We start from the raw sequence: 24,046 nt of genomic DNA, 5'->3' as shown, positions 1-24,046 counted from the left end.
TTTGGACCGATTTTGGCCTCTGTTGGATACATATGTAACGCAGCTTGCACAGAATTGCCAACAAAACGCGCGTAAACTGGCTGTTAAGTGCAGTTTCTAATGTAGATTTCGGCGAAAAGCCGCCGGAAGCCGTGCGGGTGCCCCAGCGTCATTAATCGCAACGATGGTCACGAGCGCCGTGAACAACACCTTGCCATCGCGTTCAACATTTTGACGCACGATCAATCGCGCGCCGGTTACCGCATCGACTTCCGTCGTCACGACCAGCTCATCATCATACTGAGCTGGGGAATGATAATCGGCTTCAACACGGCGCACCGCGAACACGACACCCTCGTCGCGCTTCATCGCCGCCTGATCAACGCCCAGTTCACGCACCCACTCACTGCGGCCGCGTTCAATGAACTTCAAATAGTTTGCGTAATAGACGATCCCCGCAAGATCGGTGTCTTCGTAATAAACGCGGATTGGAAAACGGTGTGTCATTCTGCAACCTCTACGCGGGCTGACAACCGCAATGCATGACTTGGGTCCTGCGCGACGGCAGGCATGACCGGATCATAAACCGCGCGGATCACGCCTGCGATATCGGGCCGCACAACAGCCGTCCCATCTATTAGTGCCAATGGAGACTGGTTTTTGAATGCGTTCTCTGACCACAAAACCATCGCGTGCACCGCTTGCGTCAGCGCCAATGCATCCGCTGGCACTTGTTCCAGCGCGGCGTCCATCCGCAAAAATATAAAGCAAGCCTTGATCGCGCCTGTCTCGTCAAATCGGAAAATCCGGTACTGATTGGCATCCGCTTTGATCAACCGCCCCACCAAATCGCGCAACTCGGGCACGAGATGGTCGAGGTCTTTGACACCTGTCAATTCATCCCAATCACGACAGAAGAAGATCATCACGTTCACGCCGAACTCGGGGTCCGTTTCCGCCATCTGATGGCCGGACAACACGCACATCGCCTCAAACGCGCCTTTGAACAGGCTGACAGTGTCATCCTCGACGCCAAAAATCACAGGCACAATCGGGCGGCCCCAACGGGCACACAAATAGCTGCCATCGGCGCGGGTAAAGAACGGTTCGATCTCGGATAGGTTCATCATGGCGCCTTGATACTCAAAAAGCGCGCAAATTGAACCCCTAGCTGCCATCAATCAGGCGTTCCATCATCGGCGGCATCTCACGATCCAGATCGCCCCAACCTTGGATTGATCCGTCACTCTCGCGAACCGCCACCAAAATGCGCCCATCCGTGAGGTGCAGCGCGAGAACACCGCGTGTCTCGCCGGTGACGCGCGGGTTAGAACCTGCGCCCACCAACCATTCGCCCTGCGTCTCCATGCCAGATGACATCGCCATGATTTCGCCCACACCTGCGTAGTCATCTTCCCCCATCAGCGCGACGAAATCAGCCCGCCAATCCGCATCCGCGAGGAGTTCGAACGGGCCGCGACCGACCCAGTCCATCGGGTCACGTCCAACATTGGCAGACACCTGCCCCAGCACGACCTCTTCGACGGTTTTACCGTCATAGATATAAGCGATGCGCCCGTCGGCGGCCAATCTTGCGGGCACAATCACGGTGACTGTCTCTGCATCTGACAGAACCTCGCTCTGGTAGGCACAATTGCCCAGATTTTCGGTAACACGAGGGGGATCTTCGGTGTGCAGCCACGCATAAACCGCCGCGCAGGCATTGCCGCCCGACATCAGCTCAACCAGATACAGGCTGCCGTGTTGGTCGATCACGTTGATGTATTGAAATTCACCCCCAAAGCCGAAGCGATGCGGCCCAAGGACAAGAACCTGCGAAAACCCGTCACCGCTGTCCTCGATCGACAAACGCCCCGACGCGGTTTGAACGTTGACCTCATCTGCAATGAAGTCTGCCTGCGCCGCCGCCGCCAAACACATCATAATCGTCGCGATCAATCTCATCTTGCCTCTCCTCACTCACCAACACGGACCGCCCAACAAGGCCGATCAGTCAAACATATCACCTTGTCCTTTGGGCGGCGGCATTCCCAAATGGGTCCATGCCTTTTGCGCCAACATGCGCCCGCGCGGGGTGCGTTGAATCAGCCCTTGTTGCAGCAAATAGGGTTCAACCACGTCTTCCAATGCGTCGCGCGGTTCAGACAACGCCGCAGACAGGGTTTCAATCCCAACTGGTCCGCCTTGATAGTTCTCTGCGATCAACGTCAGATAACGGCGGTCTGCACCGTCCAACCCCAGCTCATCCACGCCCAAACGCGTAAGCGCTCGGTCTGCAATTTCATGGGTGACGGTCCCGTCCCCTTCGACGATTGCGAAATCAACAACGCGGCGCAGCAGACGGCCGGCAATCCGCGGCGTGCCCCTCGCTCGTTTGGCGATTTCTTGTGCACCGCTTTCTGTTGCTGGCGCCCCCATCAGGCGCGCACCACGGGTGACGATGTCATGCAGCTCGGGCACGGTGTAAAACTGCAACCGTGTCGGAATGCCGAAACGATCCCGCAAGGGGGTCGTCAACAGCCCCATGCGCGTGGTCGCCCCGATCAGGGTAAATGGTTGCAACTCGATCCGAACAGTCCGCGCGGCGGGCCCTTCCCCAATCACAAGATCCAGCTCAAAATCTTCAAGGGCGGGGTAAAGCACTTCTTCAACAGCCGGATTGAGCCTGTGAATTTCGTCGATGAACAAGACGTCGCGCGCTTCTAGATTGGTGAGGATGGCGGCCAAATCGCCCGCCTTGGCCAACACAGGGCCAGACGTCATCCGAAACCCGACCCCTAATTCCCGCGCCATGATTTGCGCCAATGTTGTTTTGCCCAACCCCGGGGGCCCATGAAACAAAGTGTGGTCCATCGCCTCGCCACGTCGCTTGGCGGATTCAATGAACACTTTCAGGTTCGCCCGTGCTTCGGCCTGCCCGATAAATTCGTCCAAGACCTGTGGCCTTAGGGCGCGGTCCCCCTCATGGGCGAAATCCTCGGATTGTCGTTCCGGCTGCATTGATGGGTCTGTGTTACTCATAGGTGTCTTATGCCTCACTGCTGCGTGCGGGACCAGATGCACCATTGCTAGAGTGTATCGCTAATAGGCCCGCCAGAACGATCAGGGCCATCCCGATCACGGTTTGCGTGTCAGCCCGTTCGTCAAACATCACCCATCCCCAAATGATCGCAAAGGCCAGATAGCTGAAATCGAACGACCCCAACAACGGCGCAGGGCCGCGTTGATAGGCAAACGCAGTGCCCAAACCACCTATCAGAATTGCCAAAGAAGAGATCGCCATCATGCCCCAAGCCTGCCCGTTCATCGGCACCCACTTCGATTGCCACAAGTCCATCGGCGCGCCGTTGGGAAGCGCGAGCACCCCAACGGCACCCACAATCACAAAGACAATATTAAGCCAGAGCGCCAACCCGACCACACTATCGCCCGCACATCGCGTCCGCGTCAGGATCATCGACAGCGCATAAAGAACCGCGGCCGAAAGCGGCAGGATCAGCCACGGATTTGCGCCATTGGCGTCAGGGCGCGTAATCACCAGAACTCCTATGAACCCAAGCACAACCGCGATCACTCCCAGCGGGCCGATCCTGTCCTTGGTCAACAGGGCTGAGAAGAGCAATATAAATAAGGGCAACGTGTAGTATGCTGCCGCCCCGACGGCCAAAGGCATGTGTTGCAAGGCCGCGTAATAAAGCAGCCACATCAAGACCAACATCCCGCTCCGCAGGACGATCCACAGGCTGGGTCGCACCCCGCCAAATCGCAGGGCTAACGCCAGTAGGACAGGCAAGATCAATCCTGATCGTAACAGGAATATCTGCCATAGGCTTAACTGTTCTTGCGCCGATAAGCCCATCTTGCGCACAAGGGCGTCGCCAAACGACAAGGCAAAAACCGTGCCAACCAAGACGACAACCGCCAGCTTCGGGGTATCTTGAACGGGGGGCGGCACGCCCTACCCCTTCGGCGCCAACAGCTTCAACGCGGCCCGAATGAGCACCTCTGCATTGGCACCCTCGTTTTCGCCCGCCGCTTGCGCCACGGCACTTGCAGCATCAGACGGCCCGTAGCCAAGGTTGCCCAAAGCCGACAAAGCATCCGACTGCGCCGCGCCGTCTGTAGCAATAGATCCGGACATCGGTTCGAGGACCGCGTCGTCCGCCGCGTCAGCGGTGGGCGACGCGCGCCCGCCCGCCGCAGGCGCAGCACCGGTTCCCGCCATCGCCATCACCGCATGGGCTTTGTCTTTCAATTCCAAAATCACCTTCTTGGCCGTCTTTGGCCCGACACCTTTTGCCGTTGCTACTGCAGCCCAATCTCCAAGCGCAATCGCGCGGCTGACGCCATCCGCGCCAAGACCGCCCAATATGGCCATCGACGCCTTAGCGCCGATCCCTTGAACTGACATCAACAGTCGGTGCCATTCCTTTTCCACCAATGTTGAGAAACCGAAAAGTTGTAACAGGTCTTCGCGCACCAACAGATCGGTATAAAGCGCCACAGCCTCGCCATTGGCCGGCAACGTCGCCATCACACGTTCGCTGATGAAAACAATGTAGCCCACGCCCTTAACGTCAATCAAAACGTGATCCGCTGTGCGGTATTCAAGCCGGCCTGCGATACGTCCAATCATGCACTCACCCTTTTTGAAATTCTGTGGGCTGTTTGCGCGTGATGCGCGTGGCAAATCGCAATCGCCAAAGCATCTGCTGCATCTGGCCCCGCCAGATCAACCCCCGGCAACTGCAGTTTAACCATATGTGCTATCTGCGCCTTATCGGCATGGCCCACACCAACAACAGCCTTTTTCACGCTGTTGGGGGCATATTCCCCGACGCTCAGGCCCGCCTGAGCAGGCACCAACATCGCAATGCCACGCGCTTGGCCAAGCTTCAGGGTTGCGGCACCGTTGGTGTTTACAAATGTTTGCTCGACCGCCGCAGTATCGGGCGCATAGGTCGCCACCACTTCGCTTAGGGCGGTGTGAAGCCGCATCAGTCGCTGCGCGAGATCGCCTGTACCCGACACACAAACTCCGTTCGCCACATGGCTTAGCCGTGATCCATCAACGTGAATCACCCCCCAGCCCATGTTTCTGAGACCTGGATCAATGCCCAAAACCCGCATCAGCGCCCCTCATTTTGCTCGTTTTATTCTTTGTTAACATCTGACCTAGCACAAAAGGCGAACATCCGCCTAGCCCTTTTAGCAGCCCATCCAAGGGCACAATCCGCAGCCGAGGCAGAAAAACGCCATCCAAAGCGCTATGAGCGACACTTTTTTAGGCGGAAATTAGATATATAAAACATTCCGTTAGGGAAATTTAGGGCTATGCGGAAACTGCATATCGCCCTTGTGATTATTGCATTTGCAGTCACGAAACGGACCCCCTAAGTGGGCTTTAGAACAAGCCCTTTTATTCGGCGCCAGCCCACATCAATCAGGAGACTTTCCATGGCCGCCATCGACATCCGCACCACATCCACGAAATCCGGTTCTCCGTTGTTTTCGTTCTTTGGCACACTCGCCACTTGGAACGACGAGCGCATGACTCGCAAAGCGTTGAACAAACTGTCCGCTCGTGAACTCGACGACATTGGTTTGAACCGTGGCGATATTGAAGTCATCGCCAAAGGTAACCTGATCCGCTGATCCGGCTTACCTCGCCTCGATAGATTGAAGCAGCAAACACAAAAAGACGCCGCGCCCGATTATCGGACGCGGCGCTTTTTTTGCTTAGGGCGAACCGGATAACCGGTGAGGAAACGCCCGAACTTTATCAACCCAACACGCCACCCCGTTAACAACACACGACGGGGTGTAGAATTCTAATTAGCGCTGAAAGAAGAACTGCTTCAAGAAACCACCCGTCGCGACGGTAATTGGTTCTTCTTGCATCAGCACAGCGCCCGCCTGTTCGACCATCGTTCCCTGGCGTAGCTCTTCGACTTTAAGCGCGTAGTTTCCGGATCCGATCTGCGCAAACATCAAAGATTTGAACGCGATCAAAAGGCCCACCATGATGAGCGCACCTTTAAGAGGGAAACGCGGGCGGATCAAACGAGGGCGCGACCGGATCAAACCATCGCGACCAACACGGTGAACGACGCCATTGCGACGCATCTTGTTGTGCGTCCGCACAACTTTTTCCAAACGTTTATCTAGCGAAGCATCGATCGTCATAAAACAGCCTAAATTAACTCGGCCCCCACCGAACAAAACCAAATTCCACCCCAAATGAGGCAGGAATAAGGCAAACCCTTCAAATTCAGGCAAAAACCACTTCAAATGCGTTTAAACTATGTTTCTTTCCCTAGGGTCAGCGTCGACCATTCACCAATCTGGTCATGATGCAAAAGATTGTATCCGTTCTGTGCATAAACAGCGGTGATTTCTTCGGCCTGTTCGTTCAAAAGCCCAGAGAGAATCGCGATTCCTTTTGGTTTTGTGTGCGCCACCATGTCAGGTGCCAGCATGATAAGCGGCCCCTTCAGGATGTTGGCAAAGATCAAATCAAACGGAGCGGCCTTGGCAAGGGCGGGGTCATCAAACCCTGCTGCGGTCACACAGGTCACCGCGTCGCCCATATCGTTGGCTGCCATATTTGCCACAGCCACATCCACCGCGACAGGATCGATATCGCTGGCAATCACATTTGCAGTTCCGGTCTTGGCGGCTGCCATTCCCAAAACGGCCGTTCCACAGCCTACGTCGGCAACATCGCCAAAAAATTGCCCGTCGCTTAGCAAACGATCATAGGCCTTTAGGCAGCCCAGCGTCGTTCCGTGGTGCCCCGTGCCGAATGCCATCGCAGCATCAATCAACAGACCAATGCGCCCGTCAGGCAATTGATCCGCGTCATGGGTGCCATAAACAAAGAAGCGTCCAGCCTCGACTGGTGGCAATTCCCGTTTCACATGGGCCACCCAATCGGTTTCCGGCACTTCGGACACCACAAAAGGCTTGGCGCCAAATGTCGCCGCCAGCAACGCGAGGGCCACCTCGTCGGGCTTACCTTCAAAGTAGCCGCCCACTTCCCATAACCCGCTGTCATCTTCGACCTCAAACACGCCGACGCCCGTTGGGGTCGGGTCCATGTCCTCCATCGCGGCGCCCAGCGCATCTGCGGCAGGTTTTCCTGTCAGGGTGGTAAGGGCTGTAAAGGTCGTCATGGCTTACTCCGCCGGTCTAGCGCGATTGGCGCGGTCAATAATTGATTCATATCCTGGCTCTGGGTGGCGCGGGATCAACAAGGCCAGCAGCAGCGACACTATCGCCATTCCTGCTGCTGCCAAGAACACCAATCCGGGTGATGTCAGCCAGAGGTATCCTAACAATGCGGGCAAAAAGACTGCTGCGATGTGATTGATTGTGAACGCCACCGCAGCTGTTGGTGCAATATCTTGCGGGTCGGCGATCTTTTGAAAATAAGTCTTCAGGGCCAGCGCCAGACTGAAAAAGATGTGGTTGAACACATAAAGCGCCGAGGCCAGAACCACGCCCCAGCCGAAATAATATAGCCCGCCATACAGGAAGAAGATCACCGCAAGGCCAACGTATTCAAACACCAATGCATTGCGTTCCCCGAACACACCAACCGCACGCCCAACCAACGGGGCGGAGATGATATTGGCGAGAAGGGTAATCAAGAAGAGCGACGTGACTTCGTGCACCGCAAAGCCGAACTTTTCGACCATCATAAAGCCGGCGAAGACCACAAAGATTTGCCGTCGCGCACCCGACATGAACTGCAGCGCATAATAGAGCCAGTACCGCCTGCGCAGCACGAATTGGTTGCGCTGGGGGGTGGGGCTTTCGAATTGCGGATAGGCAAACATACAAAACAACCCGATCGCTGCTGTCAGCCCGCCGGATGCCCAAAAGACCATTGAGTACGACAAACCAAGGGCTTCCCACGTCAACACAATCAAAACATAGGCCACGAACGTCGCACCTGATCCAGCGGCAATGATCCAACCCAAAAGCTGCGGCGCGCGCTGCTTGTCGATCCATTGCAATTGTAGCGATTGGTTTACGGTTTCGTAATAGTGGAACCCGATGGAGCTCAGCATCGTGATCGTCAAAATCCCGCCCATGGACGGGAACTGTGCGGTTACCGCTGTCGCGACGCCCAGCATGACTAAGGACACCAGCCCCAAGACTTGTTCACGAAAGAACATCAAAAGGGCGATCACGCCGATTGCAAAGAAACCCGGAATTTCGCGGACAGTATGCAGCCAGCCGATGTCAGCACCGTCAAAATTAGCGACCTCGATCACGAAGTTATTGATCAGCGCTAACCACGTCGAAAACGCAATTGGCATCGCCGCTGCCATCAAGAACAACAGCGTGACAGGACGGCGCCAAACTGGCAGATTTCGAGTTTCTGAGAGCGGCAGGGTTTTCATACTCTCCGCCATACGCCTGCCCCTATGATTTGTCGAACCCGCATTTTTGCACAGTTGGCCTGACGCCTTGATCAATAAAAGCTCTGCGGGTCGATATCGATCGCCATGCGCAATTCGCCACGCAGTTTGAATTGCGCCGCCCAAGCGGCCAATGCCTGCTGTAAAGGCGCGGTTTTCTCCGCCTTCACCAACAACCGCACACGATGCCGTCCCCTTATGCGCGCGATCGGCGCTGGCGCTGGCCCAAAGACCTGCGCACCGATTTTGCGCAGCGGTCCGTCTTGGCGCGCCATCGCTGCGCCAAGATCAAAGACCTCTTGCACGTTCGGACTGCTAAGCACGATGCCCGCCATGCGCCCGTATGGCGGAACGCCTGCTGCCCTACGCTCTCCGGCCTCGGCGGCCCAAAACGCTTCTTCGTCGCCGCCCAGAATTGCGCGGATCACGGGGTGTTCTGGCTGAAACGTCTGCATCACAGCCTCGCCTTCGATTTCCGCGCGCCCTGCACGGCCCGCAACTTGGCGCATCAATTGAAACGTGCGTTCAGCCGCACGAAGATCGCTGCCTTGCAGACCAAGGTCGGCATCAATGACCCCAACAAGCGTGAGCTTCGGAAAGTTATGCCCTTTGGCAACCAATTGCGTCCCCACGATCACATCCGCCTCTCCGCGTGCGATGCTTTCGATATGCTCTTTGAGCGCCCGCGCCGATCCATAAAGGTCCGAGCTTAGCACTGCGATCTTTGCATCAGGGAACAGCTCTTGGGCCTCTTCGGCCATGCGTTCCACACCAGGACCGACGGGGGCCAGTTTGTCTTCGGCTTCACACGACGGACAGACGGATGGCATGGGTTTGGTCTCACCGCACTGGTGGCACATCAGGCGCTTCAGGAACCGGTGTTCCACCATCGTCGCATCGCAATGATCACAGCCGATCTGATGGCCACAGGCCCGACAAATCGTCACCGGCGCATAGCCGCGACGGTTCAGGAACAGCAACGACTGCTCCCCTTTTTCCAGCCGCGTCTGGACCATGCGTTGCAATGACGGCGACACCCAACGACTTCCGGGGAGGTCCTCAACCCGCATGTCGATCGCTGACATTTTCGGAAGAACCGCAACTCCATAACGCGACGCAAGGGTCACGCGGGCATATTTTCCGGCCTCGACATTGGCCCAACTTTCAAGACTGGGTGTCGCGCTTGCCAGCACCACCTGCGCGGAGTTCAGCGAGGCCCGCAGCACCGTCATATCCCGCGCGTTATAAAGAACCCCGTCTTCTTGTTTGTAAGACGTGTCATGTTCTTCATCGACAATGATCAGCCCCAAATCCTGAAACGGCAGAAAGAGAGCCGAGCGCGCGCCGACAACCAATTGCGCCGCGCCCTGCCCAACCATTTTCCAGCAACGGCGACGTTCTGTCATCGTCACGCCGCTGTGCCATTCGGCAGGCTTCATACCGAAACGTGCCTCGACCCGTGTGATAAATTCGGACGTCAGGGCAATCTCGGGCAGCAACACGAGCGCTTGTCGCCCACTGCGCAAACATTCCGCCACGGCTTCGAGGTAGACCTCGGTTTTGCCGGACCCCGTAACGCCCTTAAGCAAGGTCGTGCCATAGGCGCCTGAGCGGACGGCCTCGCACAGGACTTTCGCGCCAGCGCGTTGGTCTTTCGTCAGCTCTTTGCTGCCGTAATCAGGGTCCAGCTTGGGATAGGGCAGATCGCGCGGGCTGTCTTCTTCGGACACCGCGCCGAGTTTGACTAAGCCTTTGACCACCGAGGACGTAACCCCAGCCATGTCTGCAACTTCTTTCAGTGTAAACGCCAACCCGCCGTATTCGCGAAGAACCTCAAGCACTTTGGTGCGGGCATCGGTCATGCGGGTCGGCGTTTCGCTGCCCAAGCGGTAGACCTTTCGCATGGACGGTGCATCGCCCAAACCCGGCGCGCGGGTCGCAAGACGCAACATCGCAGACATAGGCGTCAGCGTATAATCCGCCGCCCTTTGCAAGAACTGCTGCATCTCGTCCGCCATGGGCGCGACATCCAAAACGCGGATGACTTTGCGCACCTTGGCATAGTCGAAATCACCCTGCCCTTTGCCCCAGACGACGCCCAGCACTTTGCGCGGACCAAGGGGCACTTCTACGAATGCGCCCAAATGGCAGCCGCCTTCGGGGGCTTTGTAGTCCAACATGCGGTCAATCGGTTGCGTCGTGAGAACGCCCACCAAATCACCTTCATGAAAGAAGTCCTGCGTCATCCTAGGCTGCTTTTCGCAACGTGGCGGTCAGCACGCCCATGGCGATCAAGACGCCGCCGCCAATGCGGGTCATCCAACCCAGCACAGCGGGTTTGCGGATCGTGCTGCGCAAACGGTCGGCCAGCACCGCATAGATCACGACGTTCAACGCCGCCAAGCCAACGAAGGTTGCGATCAGAATTGAAAACTGTGGCAACAACGCCGCCTCGGGCCGAATAAACTGAGGAACGAAGGCGATGAAAAAGGCGATGGATTTGGGGTTCAGCGCAGTTACAATGGTGGCGTTGCGAAAGACCGCCCCGGCACTAAGGCGTGGTGCGTTCTCTATTTTACCCAAGGTTGCGCCGCCCGCGCTGCGGATCATGCCAATCCCCATCCAGACAAGATAGGCCGCTCCGATCCATTTAAGCGCGGTGAACAACGTCGCCGATGCCAGAACCAAAGCCCCAAGCCCCACCAGTGAGGTCGTCATGGCGATGAAGTCCCCCAACGCAACTCCAGCAGCAGAGGCCACAGCCACACGCCGCCCTTGGGTCAGTGCATAAGTCAAAACCAGCACGATCGTCGGGCCCGGAATGATCAGCAAGACGACTGTCGCCGCCACAAATGTCATCCAAAGTGATAGGTCCAAGGGAATCTCCTATGTCCGCCCCAAGACCGCATTAGACACTTGCCGCCCCTGTCATTCAACGGGCATTCAGCACCCCTTTCGAAGCGTCGCGCATTAGGGTATCCCTGCGCCAAATTCATGAACCCGGAGTCGAACACATGAAATTCTTCGTAGATACCGCAGATATCACCGCAATCACCGAACTCAACGATCTGGGTATGGTAGATGGCGTTACAACAAACCCTTCCATCATCGCCAAGTCTGGCCGCGATATCCTTGAGGTGACAAAAGAGATTTGTGACCTCGTCAGTGGTCCGGTATCCGCAGAAGTTGTTGCAACAGACGCCGACGACATGATCGCCGAGGGCCGCAAGCTCGCTAAAATCGCAGATAACATCGCCGTAAAAGTGCCTTTGACTTGGGACGGTTTGAAAGCCTGTAACGTTCTGTCCAGCGAAGGCAACATGGTCAACGTGACGCTGTGCTTCTCTGCAAATCAGGCGCTTTTGGCGGCCAAAGCAGGTGCGACATTCATCAGCCCGTTCATCGGTCGTCTTGATGACATCAACCTTGATGGCCTTGAACTGATCGAAGACATCCGCACGATCTATGACAACTACGGCTACGACACGCAGATCCTTGCGGCGTCTATCCGCAACGCAAACCACATGTCTGAATGCGCCAAGATCGGTGCGGACGTCGCGACAGCGCCGCCGAATGTGATCAAAGCTATGGCGAACCACGTCTTGACGGACAATGGTCTGGCCGCGTTCCTTAAGGACGCCGCAAAAGCGAACATCAAAATCGTTTAACGCCTGCGGCGGGCGTGGGAGGGGGGCTAGCCCCCCGTCCTTCGGACTCCCCCCAAGGTATTTTCGAAACAAAGGCATGAGCGGGGCGGCATTCTACATGAGTGTCGCCCTGCAACACTTTGGATTCATCATAAATATACCTAGCGCGAGGGTGCGCCCGTCTGCTAGGTACGGTGCCAATCAATAAGAGAAGACCAAAATGAGCAGTGATCCCCTCCTGAACGATGACGTTCGGTCCAAAATCATGTCCGACCCCGAAGCCTTGCTTGAGGATCAGGATATTATGCGCGCGCTGGTCGCTGCGAATGAGAAAAACCTTGGCGGCAACATCGTCGATCTTCGCGGTATCGCGATGGAGCGTTTGGAAGGTCGTCTTGACCGCCTTGAGGACACCCATCGCAACGTTATTGCAGCGGCTTACGAAAACCTTGCAGGGACCAACCAGATCCACCGCGCGATCTTGCGGATGATGGATGCGGGCAAGTTCGAGAGTTTCTTGAATGATCTGCGAGGCGACGTCTCTGACATTTTACGTGTGGATGCTGTGCGTTTGGTGTTGGAGTCTTCGACGACCGATGCAGACCCAGCGATTGCACGGCTCAGCGATGTGTTGTCGATTGCCGAACCGGGGTTTGTGCAAAACTATATCAGCCATGGGCGTTCTGCCCCTGCGCGCCAAGTGACTTTGCGCCAAGTGAAGACCGACGACGTTGAAATCTTTGGTGACAAGGCGGAGTACATCCGCTCTGAGGCCTGTTTGCGCTTGAACCTTGGCGATGGCCGTTTGCCGGGCATGTTGATCTTTGGCGCCGAAGATCCGCACCAGTTCACCCCCCAGCAAGGCACGGACCTGCTAACATTCTTTGCTGGCGTTTTTGAACGCGTCATGCGCCACTGGTTAAGCTGATGGTATCGCCAGCCCTATCCCGCGCATTGGCGGATTGGCTGGACCATCAACGCGCGCTCAAAGGGGCTGCGCAAAACACACTAACGGCCTATCAAACCGACGTTCTTGGATTTTTGTCATTCATGACCCAGCACCACGGTGAGGCGCAGGGACTTGGGCCGATCTCAAAAATTGCTGTGACCGATATGCGCTCTTGGATGGCACATGAACGGGGGCGCGGTGTGTCGGCGCGGTCGTTGGCGCGTTCCTTGTCGGCAGTAAAATCATTCTATCGGTGGCTGGCCGATCGCGAAGGGTTTGAACCGACTGCCGTCTTATCTACGCGTTCACCGAAATTCCAAAAGAAGTTACCGCGCCCGCTTGCCGTGGATGCCGCCCGTGCAATGATCGACACCGTTGAACTGCAAGCCCGCGAACCGTGGGTCGCACAACGCGATGTCGCGGTTGTAACGCTTTTATACGGGTGCGGCTTGCGTATCTCCGAGGCGCTGGGGTTAACCGGCGCGGACGTCCCCCTACCCGCCACGTTGCGCATCTTGGGTAAGGGCGGCAAAGAGCGCCTGGTGCCGGTGATCCCCGCGGCACGTGCCGCAGTAGATGCTTACTTGCGCGCCTGCCCGTTTCCGCCAGAAGACGACCAGCCGGTTTTTCGGGGGGCGCGTGGCGGTGCGCTTTATCCCAAAGCGATCCAGTCGGTGATGGCGCAGGCGCGGATGCAATTGGGTTTGCCCGCCACAGCAACGCCCCATGCCATGCGCCACAGTTTTGCGACGCATTTGTTGAATGCGGGGGGCGATCTGCGATCCATCCAGGAACTGCTGGGTCATGCGTCGCTGTCGACAACACAAGCCTACACGGCCGTCGACACGGCCCGCCTGATGGAAGTCTATGACGCAGCCCACCCAAAGGCCGCCGGATAACCCAAGCGTCATGCTGCGGTTGCCCCGCTGCTTCAAATCCGTCATGACACGGGAATGACTTCAATGACCTCCGCACAAACCAAAGCGCTTGGCGTTCACTTGTTTACCGCCACGGGCGCCGTTTTTGCGATGCTGGCGATGTTGCAAGCAATCCAGAAAGACTGGGCGATGATGTTCGTTTGGTTGATTGTGGCCTTCGCAGTGGATGGCGTCGATGGCCCGATGGCACGCCATTTCAACGTTAAGAAATATGCTCCGCAATTTGATGGGGTCTTGTTGGATCTTATTATCGACTACCTGACCTATGTGTTTATTCCAGCCTATGCGCTTTATGCGTCGGGCTTGATGGATGGTTGGTCTGGCTGGGTGGCAATCATTGTGATCACCTTTGGATCAGCCTTATATTTTTGCGATACACGCATGAAAACAAGCGATAATTCGTTTTCCGGCTTTCCTGGATGCTGGAACATGTTGATCCTTGTTTTGTTTGCATTGACGCCCCCGTGGTGGGCCTGTCTTGCGATTATCGGTGTGTTAACGGTGACAATGTTCGTCCCCGTAAAGTTCATCCACCCTGTCCGGACTAACCGCTGGCGCGCGATTTCTTTGCCGATGGCATTGGCTTGGACTGTGTTTGCGGGTGTTTCAGCGTGGGTCGGGTTTGAACCATCCGCGCCGGTCTTTTGGGGGCTGATGATAACATCCCTCTACCTTCTCGGCGCAGGAGCAATGCAACAGGTGTTGCACGGGCCAGACGGTTAAGCCCTTCTTTGGTTCTTAAGTATCCGCGCCGCAGGCTTCTGCCCTAAATCAGAAACCCACCCGCGCCTTCATGGCGCAACAGCGCGACTTTGGTTTCAACACCGCCCTTGCCGGAAAATCCGGTAAGCCCCTTTGCGCCCATAACCCGATGACATGGAATGATGACAGGGATCGGGTTGCCGCCACAGGCAGACCCGACCGCCTGTGCCGATTGGCCCAGCGCCTTGGCGATATCGCCATACGTCACTGTGTCGCCAAAGGGGATCGCTGTCATCTGATCACAAACAGCACGTTGGAAATCTGACCCAGCAACACGCAGCGGAAGATCAAAATCCTGCAGTTGCCCAGCGTCATAGGCCCGCAATTGTCGCGCGGCGTCGCTTAACAATGGCGTTTCGTCAGACCCGTCCCCGTCCCAGTCAACGCGCACAATCGCGCCGTCGTCTTCCCAAAGGGTTAGTGGGCCGAATTGGGTGGGGATGGTGAGTCTAGGCATAATCCTACCCTCACCAATTCTCATCGTCTCGGCAATCCGAAACCTGCGCTTTTAGCTCAGGGCTACGTCAGTACAAATTGCGTTCATCACCGATCAGTGCGGCCTGAACGAAACCTTCAGGATCATCCGTAAAGGCAGACGTTAGCCGGAAATGCTCCGTATCACGCAGGTCAATCGGCCTGATGCTACGGTGAGTGATCTGCAACAAAGTGGCATTGGGTACCGCCATCAAAATAGGGGAATGAGTTGCCATGATAACCTGTGCATCCGCACTTTCCTGAATTTCGTTCAAGAAAACAAGCAACTCGACCTGACGTGACGGCGACAACGCAGCTTCTGGTTCATCGAGAAAATAAACACCCTGCCCTGACATGCGATCCCCGATCATATTCGAGAACCCCTCACCATGGGACATCGACAGATAGCCCCCTGCGGTTTGTCGTGATACCGCAGCGAAGCTCTGGGCTTTCAGGAACCATCCCTTTTTCATTTTCGGCAGCCAGCCTGCACGCAGACGATTGGCGAGCGCAATTGCCCCACCCTCGGACGTATCTGTGCCTGCGTCCGTCCATGCGCCGCCGCCCGTGGTCGAAAACCCTGCCAGTGTCGCCATCGCCTCAAGTAACGTTGACTTCCCCGCGCCGTTTTCTCCCATCAGGATCGTAACCGGAGAGTGAAAGTCCAGCTCGAAATCCGGCGTCAGCCACGGAAGATCGAACGGATAGCCTTCGGGAAAGGCCTCCTCTGGTTCATCCACACATATAGAACGTAGATAGGGCGCGGACAGCTTTGTATCCCGTCCGCGCACCATCTTATTGGCTCAAAGCCTCGTCACAGCGCCCGCAAACGCCCGCGTGGCTGTGGCTGCCTACATCTGGCAAGATCTTCCAGCATCGAGCGCATTTTTCGCCGTCGGACACGGCGAAGACAACGCCAACACCTGCTACATCGTCCAATGCAAACGCACCGTCTGGTGCATCGCCTTCCACAATCGTGATCTGGCTGGTGATGCAAAGGTCCGCAAAGGTATCGGTGTTGGTGATGATCGCCGCCAGCTCTGGTGACAGATACACGGTTGGCGCTGCTTCCAGAGAAGACCCAATCACTTTGGCCGTACGCTGTTCTTCAAGCGCACCCGTTACCACACGACGCACAGCGCGCACGGTTTCAGCACGGGCGGCCAGCACATCATCACGCCATTCCGTTGGAGTGTCCGGGAAATCGGTCAGGTGGACAGATGTGTCGCCACCATTGCGTTCCAGCCAAACCTCTTCCATCGTGAAGATCAGGATCGGCGCCAGCCAGCTTGTTAGACGCGTATAAAGCGCATCCAGAACCGTCAGTGCAGCACGCTGGCGATCCGTATCACCGTCGCAGTACAACACATCCTTACGCACGTCGAAATAGAACGAGCTGAGGTCCAGCGTTGCGAAATCGAATACCGCGCGGAACACGCCTTGGAAGTCGTATTTTGCGTAGCCTTCGCGTACGACACCATCCAACACGGCCATCTTGTGCAAGATCAACTGCTCAAGCTCTGGCATGTCGTCCCGGGCCACGGCCTTGGACGCATCAAAATCACCGAGTGATCCAAGCATATAGCGCATGGTGTTGCGCAAACGGCGGTAGCTGTCTGCCACACCTTTGAGGATTTCATCCCCGATCCGCTGGTCATTGGTGAAATCAACCTGAGCCACCCAAAGACGCAGGATGTCCGCGCCGTATTGCTGCACGACCTTTTCGGGAACGATTGTGTTGCCGATGGATTTGGACATCTTCATGCCCTTCTCATCCAGCGTGAACCCGTGTGTCAGCACACCGCGGTATGGCGCGCGGCCAATGGTGCCACAGCCCTGCAACATAGATGAATGGAACCACCCGCGGTGCTGGTCAGTGCCCTCAAGATAAAGATCAGCAAGCCCGTCCTCAGATCCGTCTTCGCGGTCACGCAATGTGAACGCGTGTGTAGACCCAGAATCGAACCATACATCCAAGATATCCATCACCTGATTATAGTCATCAGGGTTGTGGTCGCCGCCCAAGAAACGCTCTTTGGCGCCCTCTACATACCATGCATCCGAACTTTCGACCTCAAACGCTTCCAAAATCCGCGCGTTCACTTTGGGATCGCGCAACAGGTAATCCGCATCCGTAGGCTGTGCGCCTTTCTTGGTGAAACAGGTCAGTGGAACACCCCAAGCCCGCTGACGGGACAGAACCCAATCAGGCCGCGCTTCGATCATGGAGAACAGGCGGTTACGACCCTTTTGCGGGGTCCATGTGACCAATTCATCGATAGAGCGCAAAGCGCGTTCACGGATCGTGGTGCCGTAGGTGTCTTGGCCATCGCCAACTTCTTTATCAATCGCGGCAAACCACTGCGGCGTATTGCGGAAGATGATCGGCGCTTTGGACCGCCAGCTGTGCGGATAGGAGTGCTTGATCTTGCCACGCGCCAACAACCCGCCCACTTCGGCCAGCTTGGACATGACTGCGCCGTTGGCATCGCCTTCCCAATCACCCTTCTTGGCCTTGGCCCGCAGAATGCGCTTGCCGCCAAAGAACGGCATGTCTTCGCGGAAGGTGCCGTCGTCCATAACGTTATAGGTGATGACTTCGGCCAACATGCCCAGATCACGATAGAGTTCGAACTCCTCCATCCCGTGGGACGGCGCACAGTGCACGAAACCCGTGCCTTCGTCGTCAGTCACGAAATCAGCCGCGCGGAAATCGCGAAGATCATCCCATTCGCCATTGCCGCCTTCAACACCGTTGAGCGGGTGCTTCAGAGACAACCCTGACAGCTCATCCGCCGTCACATCGCGAACCCGCTGCCATTGGCCTTCCTCAAGACGCGCCTTGGCGAAAACATCACCAGCCAGCTTATCAGCCAACAAGAATTTCTCGCCAACCTCGGCCCAACATTCATCAGGTGTCGCTGTGACTTCGTACAAGCCGTAGGAATAGTCGGCCCCGTAAACAACCGCCTTGTTGGACGGAATCGTCCAAGGAGTTGTCGTCCAGATCACAACTTTAGCGCCAGCTAAGTCGCCTGCATCCACAGCAAACTTCACCCAGATCGCAAAGCTATCCTTGTCGTGATATTCCACCTCGGCCTCAGCCAACGCGGTTTCCTCAACGGGGGACCACATCACAGGCTTTGAACCTTGATACAGCGTGCCGTTCATCAAGAATTTCTGGAATTCCTCAGCGATCACTTTCTCGGCGTGGAAGTTCATCGTCAGGTAAGGGTCGTCCCATTTACCGGTGATGCCAAGGCGCTTGAATTCATCACGCTGGATGTCGACCCAACCGGCCGCAAAATCGCGGCATTCCTGACGGAACTCAACAACATCAACGTCGTCTTTGTTCTTACCCTTTTCGCGGTACTTTTCTTCGATCTTCCACTCGATCGGCAGACCGTGGCAATCCCAACCAGGGATGTAGCGCGCATCTTTGCCCATCATCTGCTGGGACCGCACCACCATGTCCTTCAGGATTTTGTTCAGCGCGTGGCCGATGTGCAAATGGCCGTTCGCATACGGGGGGCCATCGTGCAGCGTGAACGGCGGGCGGGTCTCGCCCTTGGCCTTTTCACGTAGCGTTTCATAAACATCGAGCTTGTCCCAATGGGCCAGCCACTCGGGCTCGCGCTTTGGCAATCCGGCCCGCATCGGGAAATCCGTTTTCGGCAGGTTCAACGTTGTTTTGTATTCGGGTGTTTCAGTCGTATCGGCGCACATTTGGGGCGTCCTTTAGATCGGTCAAATTGAAAAGGCTGGGACGGTGCGATAACTCAACACCTCTGCTCCGACGTGTGGGGGTCACAGCGTCGGGGATATAATTCGAATAATCTGGATCATGCGAGTGTCCATAGGGCGGCTTATAGGGCCGCCTGCGCCTAGGGTAAAGTGCAGCGTTTGCGTCCTGCGACCTTGCCCCGCAGGTGCCATTTACCCATACGGTTTCTACATCGATTCTATCTGCAGACCGTAAGGGGTTTATTGTTATGCACATCGCCATAATCGGGGCCGGAATGGGTGGCCTGACGGCTGCATGCCTCCTTGCGGATCAAGGCCATAAGATCACGATCTTCGATCAATTCGACACACCGAAACCTGTCGGTTCAGGTCTGGTCATTCAACCCGTCGGCCAAGACGTGTTGCGCGAAGTCGGTGCCTTGGAGACTGCCCTTGGATATGGCAACCGTATCACCGACATGCTTGGGATCGAGGCGCAGAACGGTCGGCGCGTGCTGGATGTAAAATACGACCTTGTCGATCCAAACGCTTATGGTCTCGCAATTCACCGCTCGGCACTGTTTGACGCACTTTGGCAAGCGATGCAGAAACGATCCGGTATTGAGGTTGTGACCTCTGCCGATGTGACCTCCGTGCGCCAAGATTCCGAAAGCATCGAGGTATTCGCGGCCAACCACGACGTTCACGGGCCGTTTGATCTTTGCATCGACAGCTCTGGCGCGGGGTCCCCCATATCCCCGATCAAATCCAAACCCCTTGGCTACGGCGCGATTTGGGGAACTGTCGATTGGCCCGAAGACACAGACCTACCGAAAACCCATCTAAGTCAGCGCTACCTCGGCGCGTCTCATATGATCGGCGCGCTGCCAATCGGTTCATTTGCTGGCGAAACCGGATTTAAGGCGGCGATCTTCTGGTCTCTCCCCCGCGACGCCCATTCTACATGGTGCAAAAACGGCATCGACGCATGGAAGATAGAGGCCACAACCCTTTGGCCCGCGCTTACCCCCTTCCTCAATCAAATCACTGACCCCGATCAAATGACAATGGCTCGTTATAGCCACGGCACCCTGAACCGCCCCTACAACAATCGACTCGTCCATATCGGCGACGCCGCGCACCGCGCATCCCCTCAGCTTGGCCAAGGGGCAAACATGGCCTTGCTCGATGCACTGGCCCTGTCCCGTGCTCTTGCGACGCGCCCAGTGGCACGCGCCCTGCCCGCCTATGCCCGCGCTCGCCGCCTGCACACCAAAATCTATCAAGCGATGTCATGGGGCTTCACACCGATGTATCAATCCGACAGCCGCCTTTTGCCTTTCCTAAGGGACCGCGCTCTGTTTCCAACCTCACAGATCCCTCCGGTCCCGCGCATCCTCACAAGCCTTGTCTGCGGCACCATGGTTCCACCCATCGGACGCCTCTAGCCCTTGCCTTTGTTTCTAAAATACCTCGGGGGAGCGTAGCGGGGGCAGCGCCCCCTCCTTCATCTCGCCCCTCTCAGCCATTAAAAAAGGGCCACCAAACGGCAGCCCCCATCAAATCAAATATCACGTGCGGCGAAGCCGCTCCGCTTACTTACCTTCAAGCGCCTCGATACGCGCCAAAAGTGCTGCGTTCTCTTCGCGCGCCTTTTGCGCCATGACGCGCACTGCATCAAATTCCTCGCGGGTGACAAAATCGCGATCGGCCAACCAGCGGTCAACCATGCCAGACATTGCAGTTGATGCTTCATCCTTGGCGCCTTGCGCGACGCCCATGGCGTTGGTCATCAATTGCGACAGGTCGTCAAAAACTTTGTTGCGGGTTTGCATGGTACTCTCCTTGATCTCTCACCCCTATATGGGCAGCCCTTCCCCCCATAACAACCCCGTTCAAACGGTTGACATCGTCGCACCCTGAGGCACTAAGGGGCCCATGTTGACCTCGATCCCCTTCCCCGAGATTTCACCCGTGATCTTTTCGATCACGCTATTTGGTTTCACCTTTGCGCTGCGCTGGTATGCGATGGGGTATATTGTCGGCATCCTAATCGGCTGGTGGATCGCGGCGCGCGCAATCAAACGCCCAAGCCTTTGGCGCAATGACACAGCCGCCCTGACCCGCGATCAAATCGAAGACCTGCTGACATGGATTGTCTTAGGCGTCATTTTCGGCGGCCGCATCGGGTATGTCTTGTTTTACGGTGACGGGCAATTCCGCCAAGACCCCTTATCGATCATTCGTGTGTGGGATGGCGGCATGTCATTTCATGGCGGTTTTATCGGGGTTTGCGTTGCCGTCATTGTCTGTGCACGCAAATACGGTTCGGCATTGGGCGACGTTGCAAATGTCCTAGCTCTGACCGCTACGCCTGCGATTTTCCTTGTTCGGATAACCAATTTTATCAACGCTGAACTTTACGGCCGTGCGACAGACCTCCCTTGGGGTATGAAATTCCCCAGCATGTGTGTTGATCCAGTCTATCAAACCTGCGCCGTCGCGGGTGACTGGTTCTACACTGGCACCGAGGTCCCACGCCACCCCAGCCAGCTTTATGAAGCTGGTCTTGAGGGCCTTTTGCTGGGCGCAATTATCCTGTTCCTCGCCTTTTCGCGCGGCTGGTTGAAACGCCAATGGTCTCTCGTAGCTGTGTTCTTGATGGGCTACGGCTTGTCGCGGTTTGCGATAGAATTCGTCCGCCAGCCAGACGTGCAGTTCACCTCTGCGGACAATCCAATCGGTTGGGCTTATGATTTTGGCAACTGGGGTTTGACCCAAGGCCAAGCGCTGTCCCTGCCGATGATCCTTGTGGGCCTCGCGCTTGTGATCATCACGCGCCGCATGGCCAAGTCATCCACATGACGGCGCTCTCGGATCTACTAACCGCGCGCATCGCAGCGGACGGGCCAATGAACTTGGCCGACTATATGGCCGAAGCCCTGATGCATCCCGAACACGGCTATTACAGCACTCGCGATCCACTTGGCGCTGCGGGAGATTTCATCACGGCGCCGGAAATCAGCCAGATGTTCGGGGAACTCATCGGGCTTGCTCTTGTGCAAGCGTGGATCGATCAAGGCCAGCCAAATCCGTTTTGCTTGGCTGAACTCGGCCCGGGGCGCGGAACGTTGATGGCAGATCTTTTGCGGGCCACGGCCAAAGTACCCGGTTTTCACGCGGCAGCGCAGGTCCACCTTGTCGAAACTTCGCCCACGTTGCGGGCTGAACAGGCAAAGCGTGTTAGTGCGACTTGGCACGACGGCACCACGACCCTGCCCGATCAGCCCCTCTTTCTAATCGCCAATGAATTCTTTGATGCCTTGCCAATCCGACAGTTCCAACGCGATGGTTCTGGCTGGCGCGAAGTCATGGTCACAGCTCAGGGCGATGCTTTGGCAAAAGGCCTGTCCCCGACCAAACCCATTCCGGAACTTAAGCACCGTTTGGACGACACCAGAGACGGCGACATAGTCGAGATTTGCCCAGCGCTCCCTCCGATAACGTCCACCATTGCATCCCGCATCGACACCCACGGCGGCATCGCCCTCATAATCGACTACGGCGATTGGCGTTCGCTCGGGGACACGGTGCAGGCCGTGCAAAACCACGCCCCCGTTGACGCGTTCACGACCGTTGGTGAGGCAGACATCACCGCCCATGTAGATTTCGAGGCTATCTCACTTGCCACGTCCCCCGCCAAATTCACGCGCTTGACGCCGCAAGGGGTCTTTCTTGAACGCCTCGGCATCACGCAGCGGGCCCAAACTTTGGCCGCGCCCCTAAGCGGAGATGCTCTCGACACGCTTGTTGCTGCACACCGCCGCTTGACGGATCCCGCCGAAATGGGTTCCCTGTTCAAAGTAATTGGGATTTACCCCAACGGTGCACCACCACCCGCAGGACTTGAGCCATGACACTCGAAATCATCACGACTGACAGCCTTTCACCGATCCGCCACGGGTTCTTTACCCGCCGTGGTGGCGCCTCTTCGGGTGTGTTCGAAGGATTGAACTGCGGAACGGGCAGCACCGACCAGATCGAAGCGGTTACGATCAACCGCGCGCGCGTGGCCGATGCGATGGGCGTGGGCGAGCATGATTTGATGGGCGTTTATCAGGTACACTCGCCAGATGTGGTCACCGTCACCAGCCCGAACACAGATCGCCCGAAAGCGGACGCCATGGTCACCGCGACCCGAGGCGTTGCGCTGTCCGTTCTTTCTGCGGACTGCCAACCAGTTCTCTTTGCGGACACAGAGGCTGGTGTTATTGGCGCGGCCCATGCGGGTTGGAAAGGTGCATTGGACGGCGTCCTCGAAGCGACACTAGACGCGATGGAAAACCTAGGGGCCTCGCGCGCAAACACCTGCGCTGTCATCGGGCCCTGTATTTCGCAACGTGCATACGAGGTCGGGCCCGAGTTTTTTGAAGACTTCATCGCACAAGACATGGCCTTCGCCCGTTTCTTTGCCAATGGTGAAGATGGCAAGTACCAGTTTGACCTGCCCGCTTTGGGGCTGCACCGCTTGCGTGAGGCTGGAGTTGGCTCAGCGGAATGGACGCGCCACTGTACCTATAGCGACCCGGAGCGGTTCTATAGCTACCGCCGCGCGACCCATAACAAGGACGCCGACTATGGCCGCTTGATCGCGGCAATCACATTAGGCCCAGCGGGCTGAATTTGACACCAATTGGGCTTTTATGGCCCAAACCGTGCCACAGTCGATGCGAAACAATCCCTATGATGGATGTAGGATTGTTGCCAGATCCCTGAAAAATTGGGGTTTACGCACCATGATCATGTCCGCTGTAGCGGTCACATTCGATGGACACCGCCACCGCCCTTTTCTAATTTTTCCCTGATCTGGCCCCACTCATGCCCGTTTGCGCCGTCAATTTGTATCCATCGAGCAAGCATACAAAACCATGAGGCAAATCCCATGACCAAACAAAACCGTTGGATCAAATCCACCATCCGTGAAGCACAAAACTGCACGACGAAAATGCCATGGGAACGTGGCCTGCGCCGCGAAGCGTTTATCGCAAGCCGCCGCGCTGTTGAAGCCCTTACGTCCGCGCCGTCCCGGACACTGCGCCCCGCCGCCTAAACCGGCAGGTTAAT

Annotated in this window: 26 protein-coding genes; 10 read left to right on the top strand and 16 right to left on the bottom strand. The window is 56.7% G+C overall.

The window, feature by feature from the left end:
- Window positions 1–96 precede the first annotated feature (96 nt).
- Genes ybgC through ruvC form a run of 7 tightly spaced genes read right to left on the bottom strand, consistent with a single transcriptional unit; the run spans window position 97 to window position 5,130 of the window.
- Entirely contained in the window at window positions 97–486 is a 390-nt protein-coding gene (gene ybgC, locus KO486_RS01995; protein ID WP_216035548.1) for a tol-pal system-associated acyl-CoA thioesterase, read from the bottom strand.
- The gene (locus tag KO486_RS01990) at window positions 483–1,106 is read right to left on the bottom strand and encodes a hypothetical protein (protein ID WP_216035646.1); all 624 of its coding nucleotides are present in this window, start codon (window positions 1,104–1,106) and stop codon (window positions 483–485) included. Before KO486_RS01990 ends, ybgC begins: the two co-directional genes overlap by 4 nt.
- 40 nt (window positions 1,107–1,146) lie before the next feature.
- A complete protein-coding gene (locus KO486_RS01985) occupies window positions 1,147–1,944 on the bottom strand; it encodes a hypothetical protein (protein ID WP_216035547.1) in 798 nt (265 codons plus the stop codon).
- A 45-nt stretch (window positions 1,945–1,989) separates the two neighbouring features.
- Window positions 1,990–3,021, bottom strand: a complete 1,032-nt coding sequence (gene ruvB / locus KO486_RS01980; RefSeq protein WP_216035546.1) for a Holliday junction branch migration DNA helicase RuvB — start codon at window positions 3,019–3,021, stop codon at window positions 1,990–1,992.
- A gap of 7 nt (window positions 3,022–3,028) precedes the next feature.
- The gene (locus KO486_RS01975) at window positions 3,029–3,955 is read right to left on the bottom strand and encodes a DMT family transporter (protein WP_303435623.1); all 927 of its coding nucleotides are present in this window, start codon (window positions 3,953–3,955) and stop codon (window positions 3,029–3,031) included.
- Between the two features lie 3 nt (window positions 3,956–3,958).
- Window positions 3,959–4,636, bottom strand: a complete 678-nt coding sequence (ruvA, locus tag KO486_RS01970; RefSeq protein WP_216035545.1) for a Holliday junction branch migration protein RuvA — start codon at window positions 4,634–4,636, stop codon at window positions 3,959–3,961.
- Window positions 4,633–5,130: a crossover junction endodeoxyribonuclease RuvC gene (gene ruvC, locus KO486_RS01965; protein WP_216035544.1), complete on the bottom strand. Its 498-nt coding sequence runs from the start codon at window positions 5,128–5,130 to the stop codon at window positions 4,633–4,635. The genes ruvA and ruvC overlap by 4 nt, the downstream gene beginning before the upstream one ends.
- Before the next feature lie 327 nt (window positions 5,131–5,457).
- On the opposite strand from ruvC, the gene KO486_RS01960 reads away from it, so the two are divergent.
- Window positions 5,458–5,655, top strand: coding sequence for a DUF1127 domain-containing protein (locus KO486_RS01960; protein ID WP_216035543.1), 198 nt, complete (start codon window positions 5,458–5,460; stop codon window positions 5,653–5,655).
- 180 nt (window positions 5,656–5,835) lie between these two features.
- On the opposite strand, the gene KO486_RS01955 is transcribed toward KO486_RS01960, so the two are convergent.
- The 5 genes from KO486_RS01955 to KO486_RS01935 all read right to left on the bottom strand — a co-directional run bounded on the left by KO486_RS01955 (window position 5,836) and on the right by KO486_RS01935 (window position 11,306).
- Window positions 5,836–6,186, bottom strand: coding sequence for a hypothetical protein (locus KO486_RS01955; RefSeq protein ID WP_216035542.1), 351 nt, complete (start codon window positions 6,184–6,186; stop codon window positions 5,836–5,838).
- Between the two features lie 116 nt (window positions 6,187–6,302).
- Complete coding sequence (locus KO486_RS01950) at window positions 6,303–7,175, bottom strand: 50S ribosomal protein L11 methyltransferase (RefSeq protein WP_216035541.1); 873 nt, start codon at window positions 7,173–7,175, stop codon at window positions 6,303–6,305.
- A gap of 3 nt (window positions 7,176–7,178) precedes the next feature.
- Entirely contained in the window at window positions 7,179–8,411 is a 1,233-nt protein-coding gene (locus KO486_RS01945; RefSeq protein ID WP_216035644.1) for an MFS transporter, read from the bottom strand.
- Window positions 8,412–8,482: 71 nt separating this feature from the next.
- Window positions 8,483–10,675, bottom strand: a complete 2,193-nt coding sequence (locus KO486_RS01940; RefSeq protein WP_216035540.1) for a primosomal protein N' — start codon at window positions 10,673–10,675, stop codon at window positions 8,483–8,485.
- 1 nt (window position 10,676) lies between these two features.
- Window positions 10,677–11,306: a LysE family translocator gene (locus KO486_RS01935; RefSeq protein ID WP_216035539.1), complete on the bottom strand. Its 630-nt coding sequence runs from the start codon at window positions 11,304–11,306 to the stop codon at window positions 10,677–10,679.
- 137 nt (window positions 11,307–11,443) lie between these two features.
- On the opposite strand from KO486_RS01935, the gene fsa reads away from it, so the two are divergent.
- From fsa to KO486_RS01915, 4 genes are all read left to right on the top strand, one after another.
- Window positions 11,444–12,097: a fructose-6-phosphate aldolase gene (gene fsa / locus KO486_RS01930; protein ID WP_216035538.1), complete on the top strand. Its 654-nt coding sequence runs from the start codon at window positions 11,444–11,446 to the stop codon at window positions 12,095–12,097.
- Window positions 12,098–12,296: 199 nt separating this feature from the next.
- A complete protein-coding gene (locus tag KO486_RS01925; protein ID WP_216035537.1) occupies window positions 12,297–13,004 on the top strand; it encodes a DUF484 family protein in 708 nt (235 codons plus the stop codon).
- The gene (locus tag KO486_RS01920; protein WP_216035536.1) at window positions 13,004–13,924 is read left to right on the top strand and encodes a tyrosine recombinase XerC; all 921 of its coding nucleotides are present in this window, start codon (window positions 13,004–13,006) and stop codon (window positions 13,922–13,924) included. Before KO486_RS01925 ends, KO486_RS01920 begins: the two co-directional genes overlap by 1 nt.
- A gap of 63 nt (window positions 13,925–13,987) precedes the next feature.
- Entirely contained in the window at window positions 13,988–14,686 is a 699-nt protein-coding gene (locus tag KO486_RS01915; RefSeq protein WP_216035643.1) for a CDP-alcohol phosphatidyltransferase family protein, read from the top strand.
- A gap of 43 nt (window positions 14,687–14,729) precedes the next feature.
- Here the strand turns inward: KO486_RS01915 and KO486_RS01910 are convergent, their stop codons facing one another.
- The 3 genes from KO486_RS01910 to ileS all read right to left on the bottom strand — a co-directional run bounded on the left by KO486_RS01910 (window position 14,730) and on the right by ileS (window position 18,925).
- Window positions 14,730–15,182, bottom strand: coding sequence for a methylated-DNA--[protein]-cysteine S-methyltransferase (locus tag KO486_RS01910; RefSeq protein WP_216035535.1), 453 nt, complete (start codon window positions 15,180–15,182; stop codon window positions 14,730–14,732).
- A 67-nt stretch (window positions 15,183–15,249) separates the two neighbouring features.
- Complete coding sequence (locus KO486_RS01905; RefSeq protein WP_216035534.1) at window positions 15,250–15,993, bottom strand: AAA family ATPase; 744 nt, start codon at window positions 15,991–15,993, stop codon at window positions 15,250–15,252.
- Between the two features lies 1 nt (window position 15,994).
- Window positions 15,995–18,925, bottom strand: coding sequence for an isoleucine--tRNA ligase (gene ileS / locus KO486_RS01900; RefSeq protein ID WP_216035533.1), 2,931 nt, complete (start codon window positions 18,923–18,925; stop codon window positions 15,995–15,997).
- 266 nt (window positions 18,926–19,191) lie between these two features.
- Here ileS and KO486_RS01895 point away from each other — a divergent pair, with 266 nt between their 5' ends.
- Window positions 19,192–20,370 (top strand): NAD(P)/FAD-dependent oxidoreductase, encoded by a 1,179-nt coding sequence (locus tag KO486_RS01895; RefSeq protein ID WP_216035532.1) that lies wholly within the window; start codon window positions 19,192–19,194, stop codon window positions 20,368–20,370.
- Window positions 20,371–20,517: 147 nt separating this feature from the next.
- Here the strand turns inward: KO486_RS01895 and KO486_RS01890 are convergent, their stop codons facing one another.
- Window positions 20,518–20,757 (bottom strand): accessory factor UbiK family protein, encoded by a 240-nt coding sequence (locus KO486_RS01890; protein WP_216035531.1) that lies wholly within the window; start codon window positions 20,755–20,757, stop codon window positions 20,518–20,520.
- A 103-nt stretch (window positions 20,758–20,860) separates the two neighbouring features.
- Here KO486_RS01890 and lgt point away from each other — a divergent pair, with 103 nt between their 5' ends.
- The 4 genes from lgt to KO486_RS01870 all read left to right on the top strand — a co-directional run bounded on the left by lgt (window position 20,861) and on the right by KO486_RS01870 (window position 24,032).
- On the top strand, window positions 20,861–21,787 hold the full coding sequence (lgt, locus tag KO486_RS01885; protein WP_216035530.1) for a prolipoprotein diacylglyceryl transferase: 927 nt from the start codon (window positions 20,861–20,863) through the stop codon (window positions 21,785–21,787).
- Window positions 21,784–22,839 carry an SAM-dependent methyltransferase gene (locus KO486_RS01880; protein WP_216035529.1) on the top strand — a complete coding sequence of 352 codons (1,056 nt, stop codon included), beginning with the start codon at window positions 21,784–21,786 and terminating at the stop codon, window positions 22,837–22,839. The genes lgt and KO486_RS01880 overlap by 4 nt, the downstream gene beginning before the upstream one ends.
- Window positions 22,836–23,603, top strand: a complete 768-nt coding sequence (gene pgeF, locus KO486_RS01875) for a peptidoglycan editing factor PgeF (protein WP_216035528.1) — start codon at window positions 22,836–22,838, stop codon at window positions 23,601–23,603. The genes KO486_RS01880 and pgeF overlap by 4 nt, the downstream gene beginning before the upstream one ends.
- 261 nt (window positions 23,604–23,864) lie before the next feature.
- A complete protein-coding gene (locus tag KO486_RS01870; protein WP_216035527.1) occupies window positions 23,865–24,032 on the top strand; it encodes a hypothetical protein in 168 nt (55 codons plus the stop codon).
- The last annotated feature ends 14 nt before the right edge of the window (window positions 24,033–24,046 follow it).

The organism is Octadecabacter sp. B2R22, from assembly GCF_018861045.1.
Taxonomy (GTDB): Bacteria; Pseudomonadota; Alphaproteobacteria; order Rhodobacterales; family Rhodobacteraceae; genus Octadecabacter.
This window is presented reverse-complemented; position numbering and strand designations above follow the sequence as displayed.

What these genes read in the sequence shown, in the direction of transcription:
- ybgC (WP_216035548.1), bottom strand. Translation starts at nt 486, where the DNA reads ATGACACACCGTTTTCCAATCCGCGTTTATTACGAAGACACCGATCTT.
- KO486_RS01990 (WP_216035646.1), bottom strand. Translation starts at nt 1,106, where the DNA reads ATGAACCTATCCGAGATCGAACCGTTCTTTACCCGCGCCGATGGCAGC.
- KO486_RS01985 (WP_216035547.1), bottom strand. Translation starts at nt 1,944, where the DNA reads ATGAGATTGATCGCGACGATTATGATGTGTTTGGCGGCGGCGGCGCAG.
- ruvB (WP_216035546.1), bottom strand. Translation starts at nt 3,021, where the DNA reads ATGAGTAACACAGACCCATCAATGCAGCCGGAACGACAATCCGAGGAT.
- ruvA (WP_216035545.1), bottom strand. Translation starts at nt 4,636, where the DNA reads ATGATTGGACGTATCGCAGGCCGGCTTGAATACCGCACAGCGGATCAC.
- ruvC (WP_216035544.1), bottom strand. Translation starts at nt 5,130, where the DNA reads ATGCGGGTTTTGGGCATTGATCCAGGTCTCAGAAACATGGGCTGGGGG.
- KO486_RS01960 (WP_216035543.1), top strand. Translation starts at nt 5,458, where the DNA reads ATGGCCGCCATCGACATCCGCACCACATCCACGAAATCCGGTTCTCCG.
- KO486_RS01955 (WP_216035542.1), bottom strand. Translation starts at nt 6,186, where the DNA reads ATGACGATCGATGCTTCGCTAGATAAACGTTTGGAAAAAGTTGTGCGG.
- KO486_RS01950 (WP_216035541.1), bottom strand. Translation starts at nt 7,175, where the DNA reads ATGACGACCTTTACAGCCCTTACCACCCTGACAGGAAAACCTGCCGCA.
- KO486_RS01945 (WP_216035644.1), bottom strand. Translation starts at nt 8,411, where the DNA reads ATGAAAACCCTGCCGCTCTCAGAAACTCGAAATCTGCCAGTTTGGCGC.
- KO486_RS01940 (WP_216035540.1), bottom strand. Translation starts at nt 10,675, where the DNA reads ATGACGCAGGACTTCTTTCATGAAGGTGATTTGGTGGGCGTTCTCACG.
- fsa (WP_216035538.1), top strand. Translation starts at nt 11,444, where the DNA reads ATGAAATTCTTCGTAGATACCGCAGATATCACCGCAATCACCGAACTC.
- KO486_RS01925 (WP_216035537.1), top strand. Translation starts at nt 12,297, where the DNA reads ATGAGCAGTGATCCCCTCCTGAACGATGACGTTCGGTCCAAAATCATG.
- KO486_RS01920 (WP_216035536.1), top strand. Translation starts at nt 13,004, where the DNA reads ATGGTATCGCCAGCCCTATCCCGCGCATTGGCGGATTGGCTGGACCAT.
- KO486_RS01915 (WP_216035643.1), top strand. Translation starts at nt 13,988, where the DNA reads ATGACCTCCGCACAAACCAAAGCGCTTGGCGTTCACTTGTTTACCGCC.
- KO486_RS01910 (WP_216035535.1), bottom strand. Translation starts at nt 15,182, where the DNA reads ATGCCTAGACTCACCATCCCCACCCAATTCGGCCCACTAACCCTTTGG.
- KO486_RS01905 (WP_216035534.1), bottom strand. Translation starts at nt 15,993, where the DNA reads ATGGTGCGCGGACGGGATACAAAGCTGTCCGCGCCCTATCTACGTTCT.
- ileS (WP_216035533.1), bottom strand. Translation starts at nt 18,925, where the DNA reads ATGTGCGCCGATACGACTGAAACACCCGAATACAAAACAACGTTGAAC.
- KO486_RS01895 (WP_216035532.1), top strand. Translation starts at nt 19,192, where the DNA reads ATGCACATCGCCATAATCGGGGCCGGAATGGGTGGCCTGACGGCTGCA.
- KO486_RS01890 (WP_216035531.1), bottom strand. Translation starts at nt 20,757, where the DNA reads ATGCAAACCCGCAACAAAGTTTTTGACGACCTGTCGCAATTGATGACC.
- lgt (WP_216035530.1), top strand. Translation starts at nt 20,861, where the DNA reads ATGTTGACCTCGATCCCCTTCCCCGAGATTTCACCCGTGATCTTTTCG.
- KO486_RS01880 (WP_216035529.1), top strand. Translation starts at nt 21,784, where the DNA reads ATGACGGCGCTCTCGGATCTACTAACCGCGCGCATCGCAGCGGACGGG.
- pgeF (WP_216035528.1), top strand. Translation starts at nt 22,836, where the DNA reads ATGACACTCGAAATCATCACGACTGACAGCCTTTCACCGATCCGCCAC.
- KO486_RS01870 (WP_216035527.1), top strand. Translation starts at nt 23,865, where the DNA reads ATGACCAAACAAAACCGTTGGATCAAATCCACCATCCGTGAAGCACAA.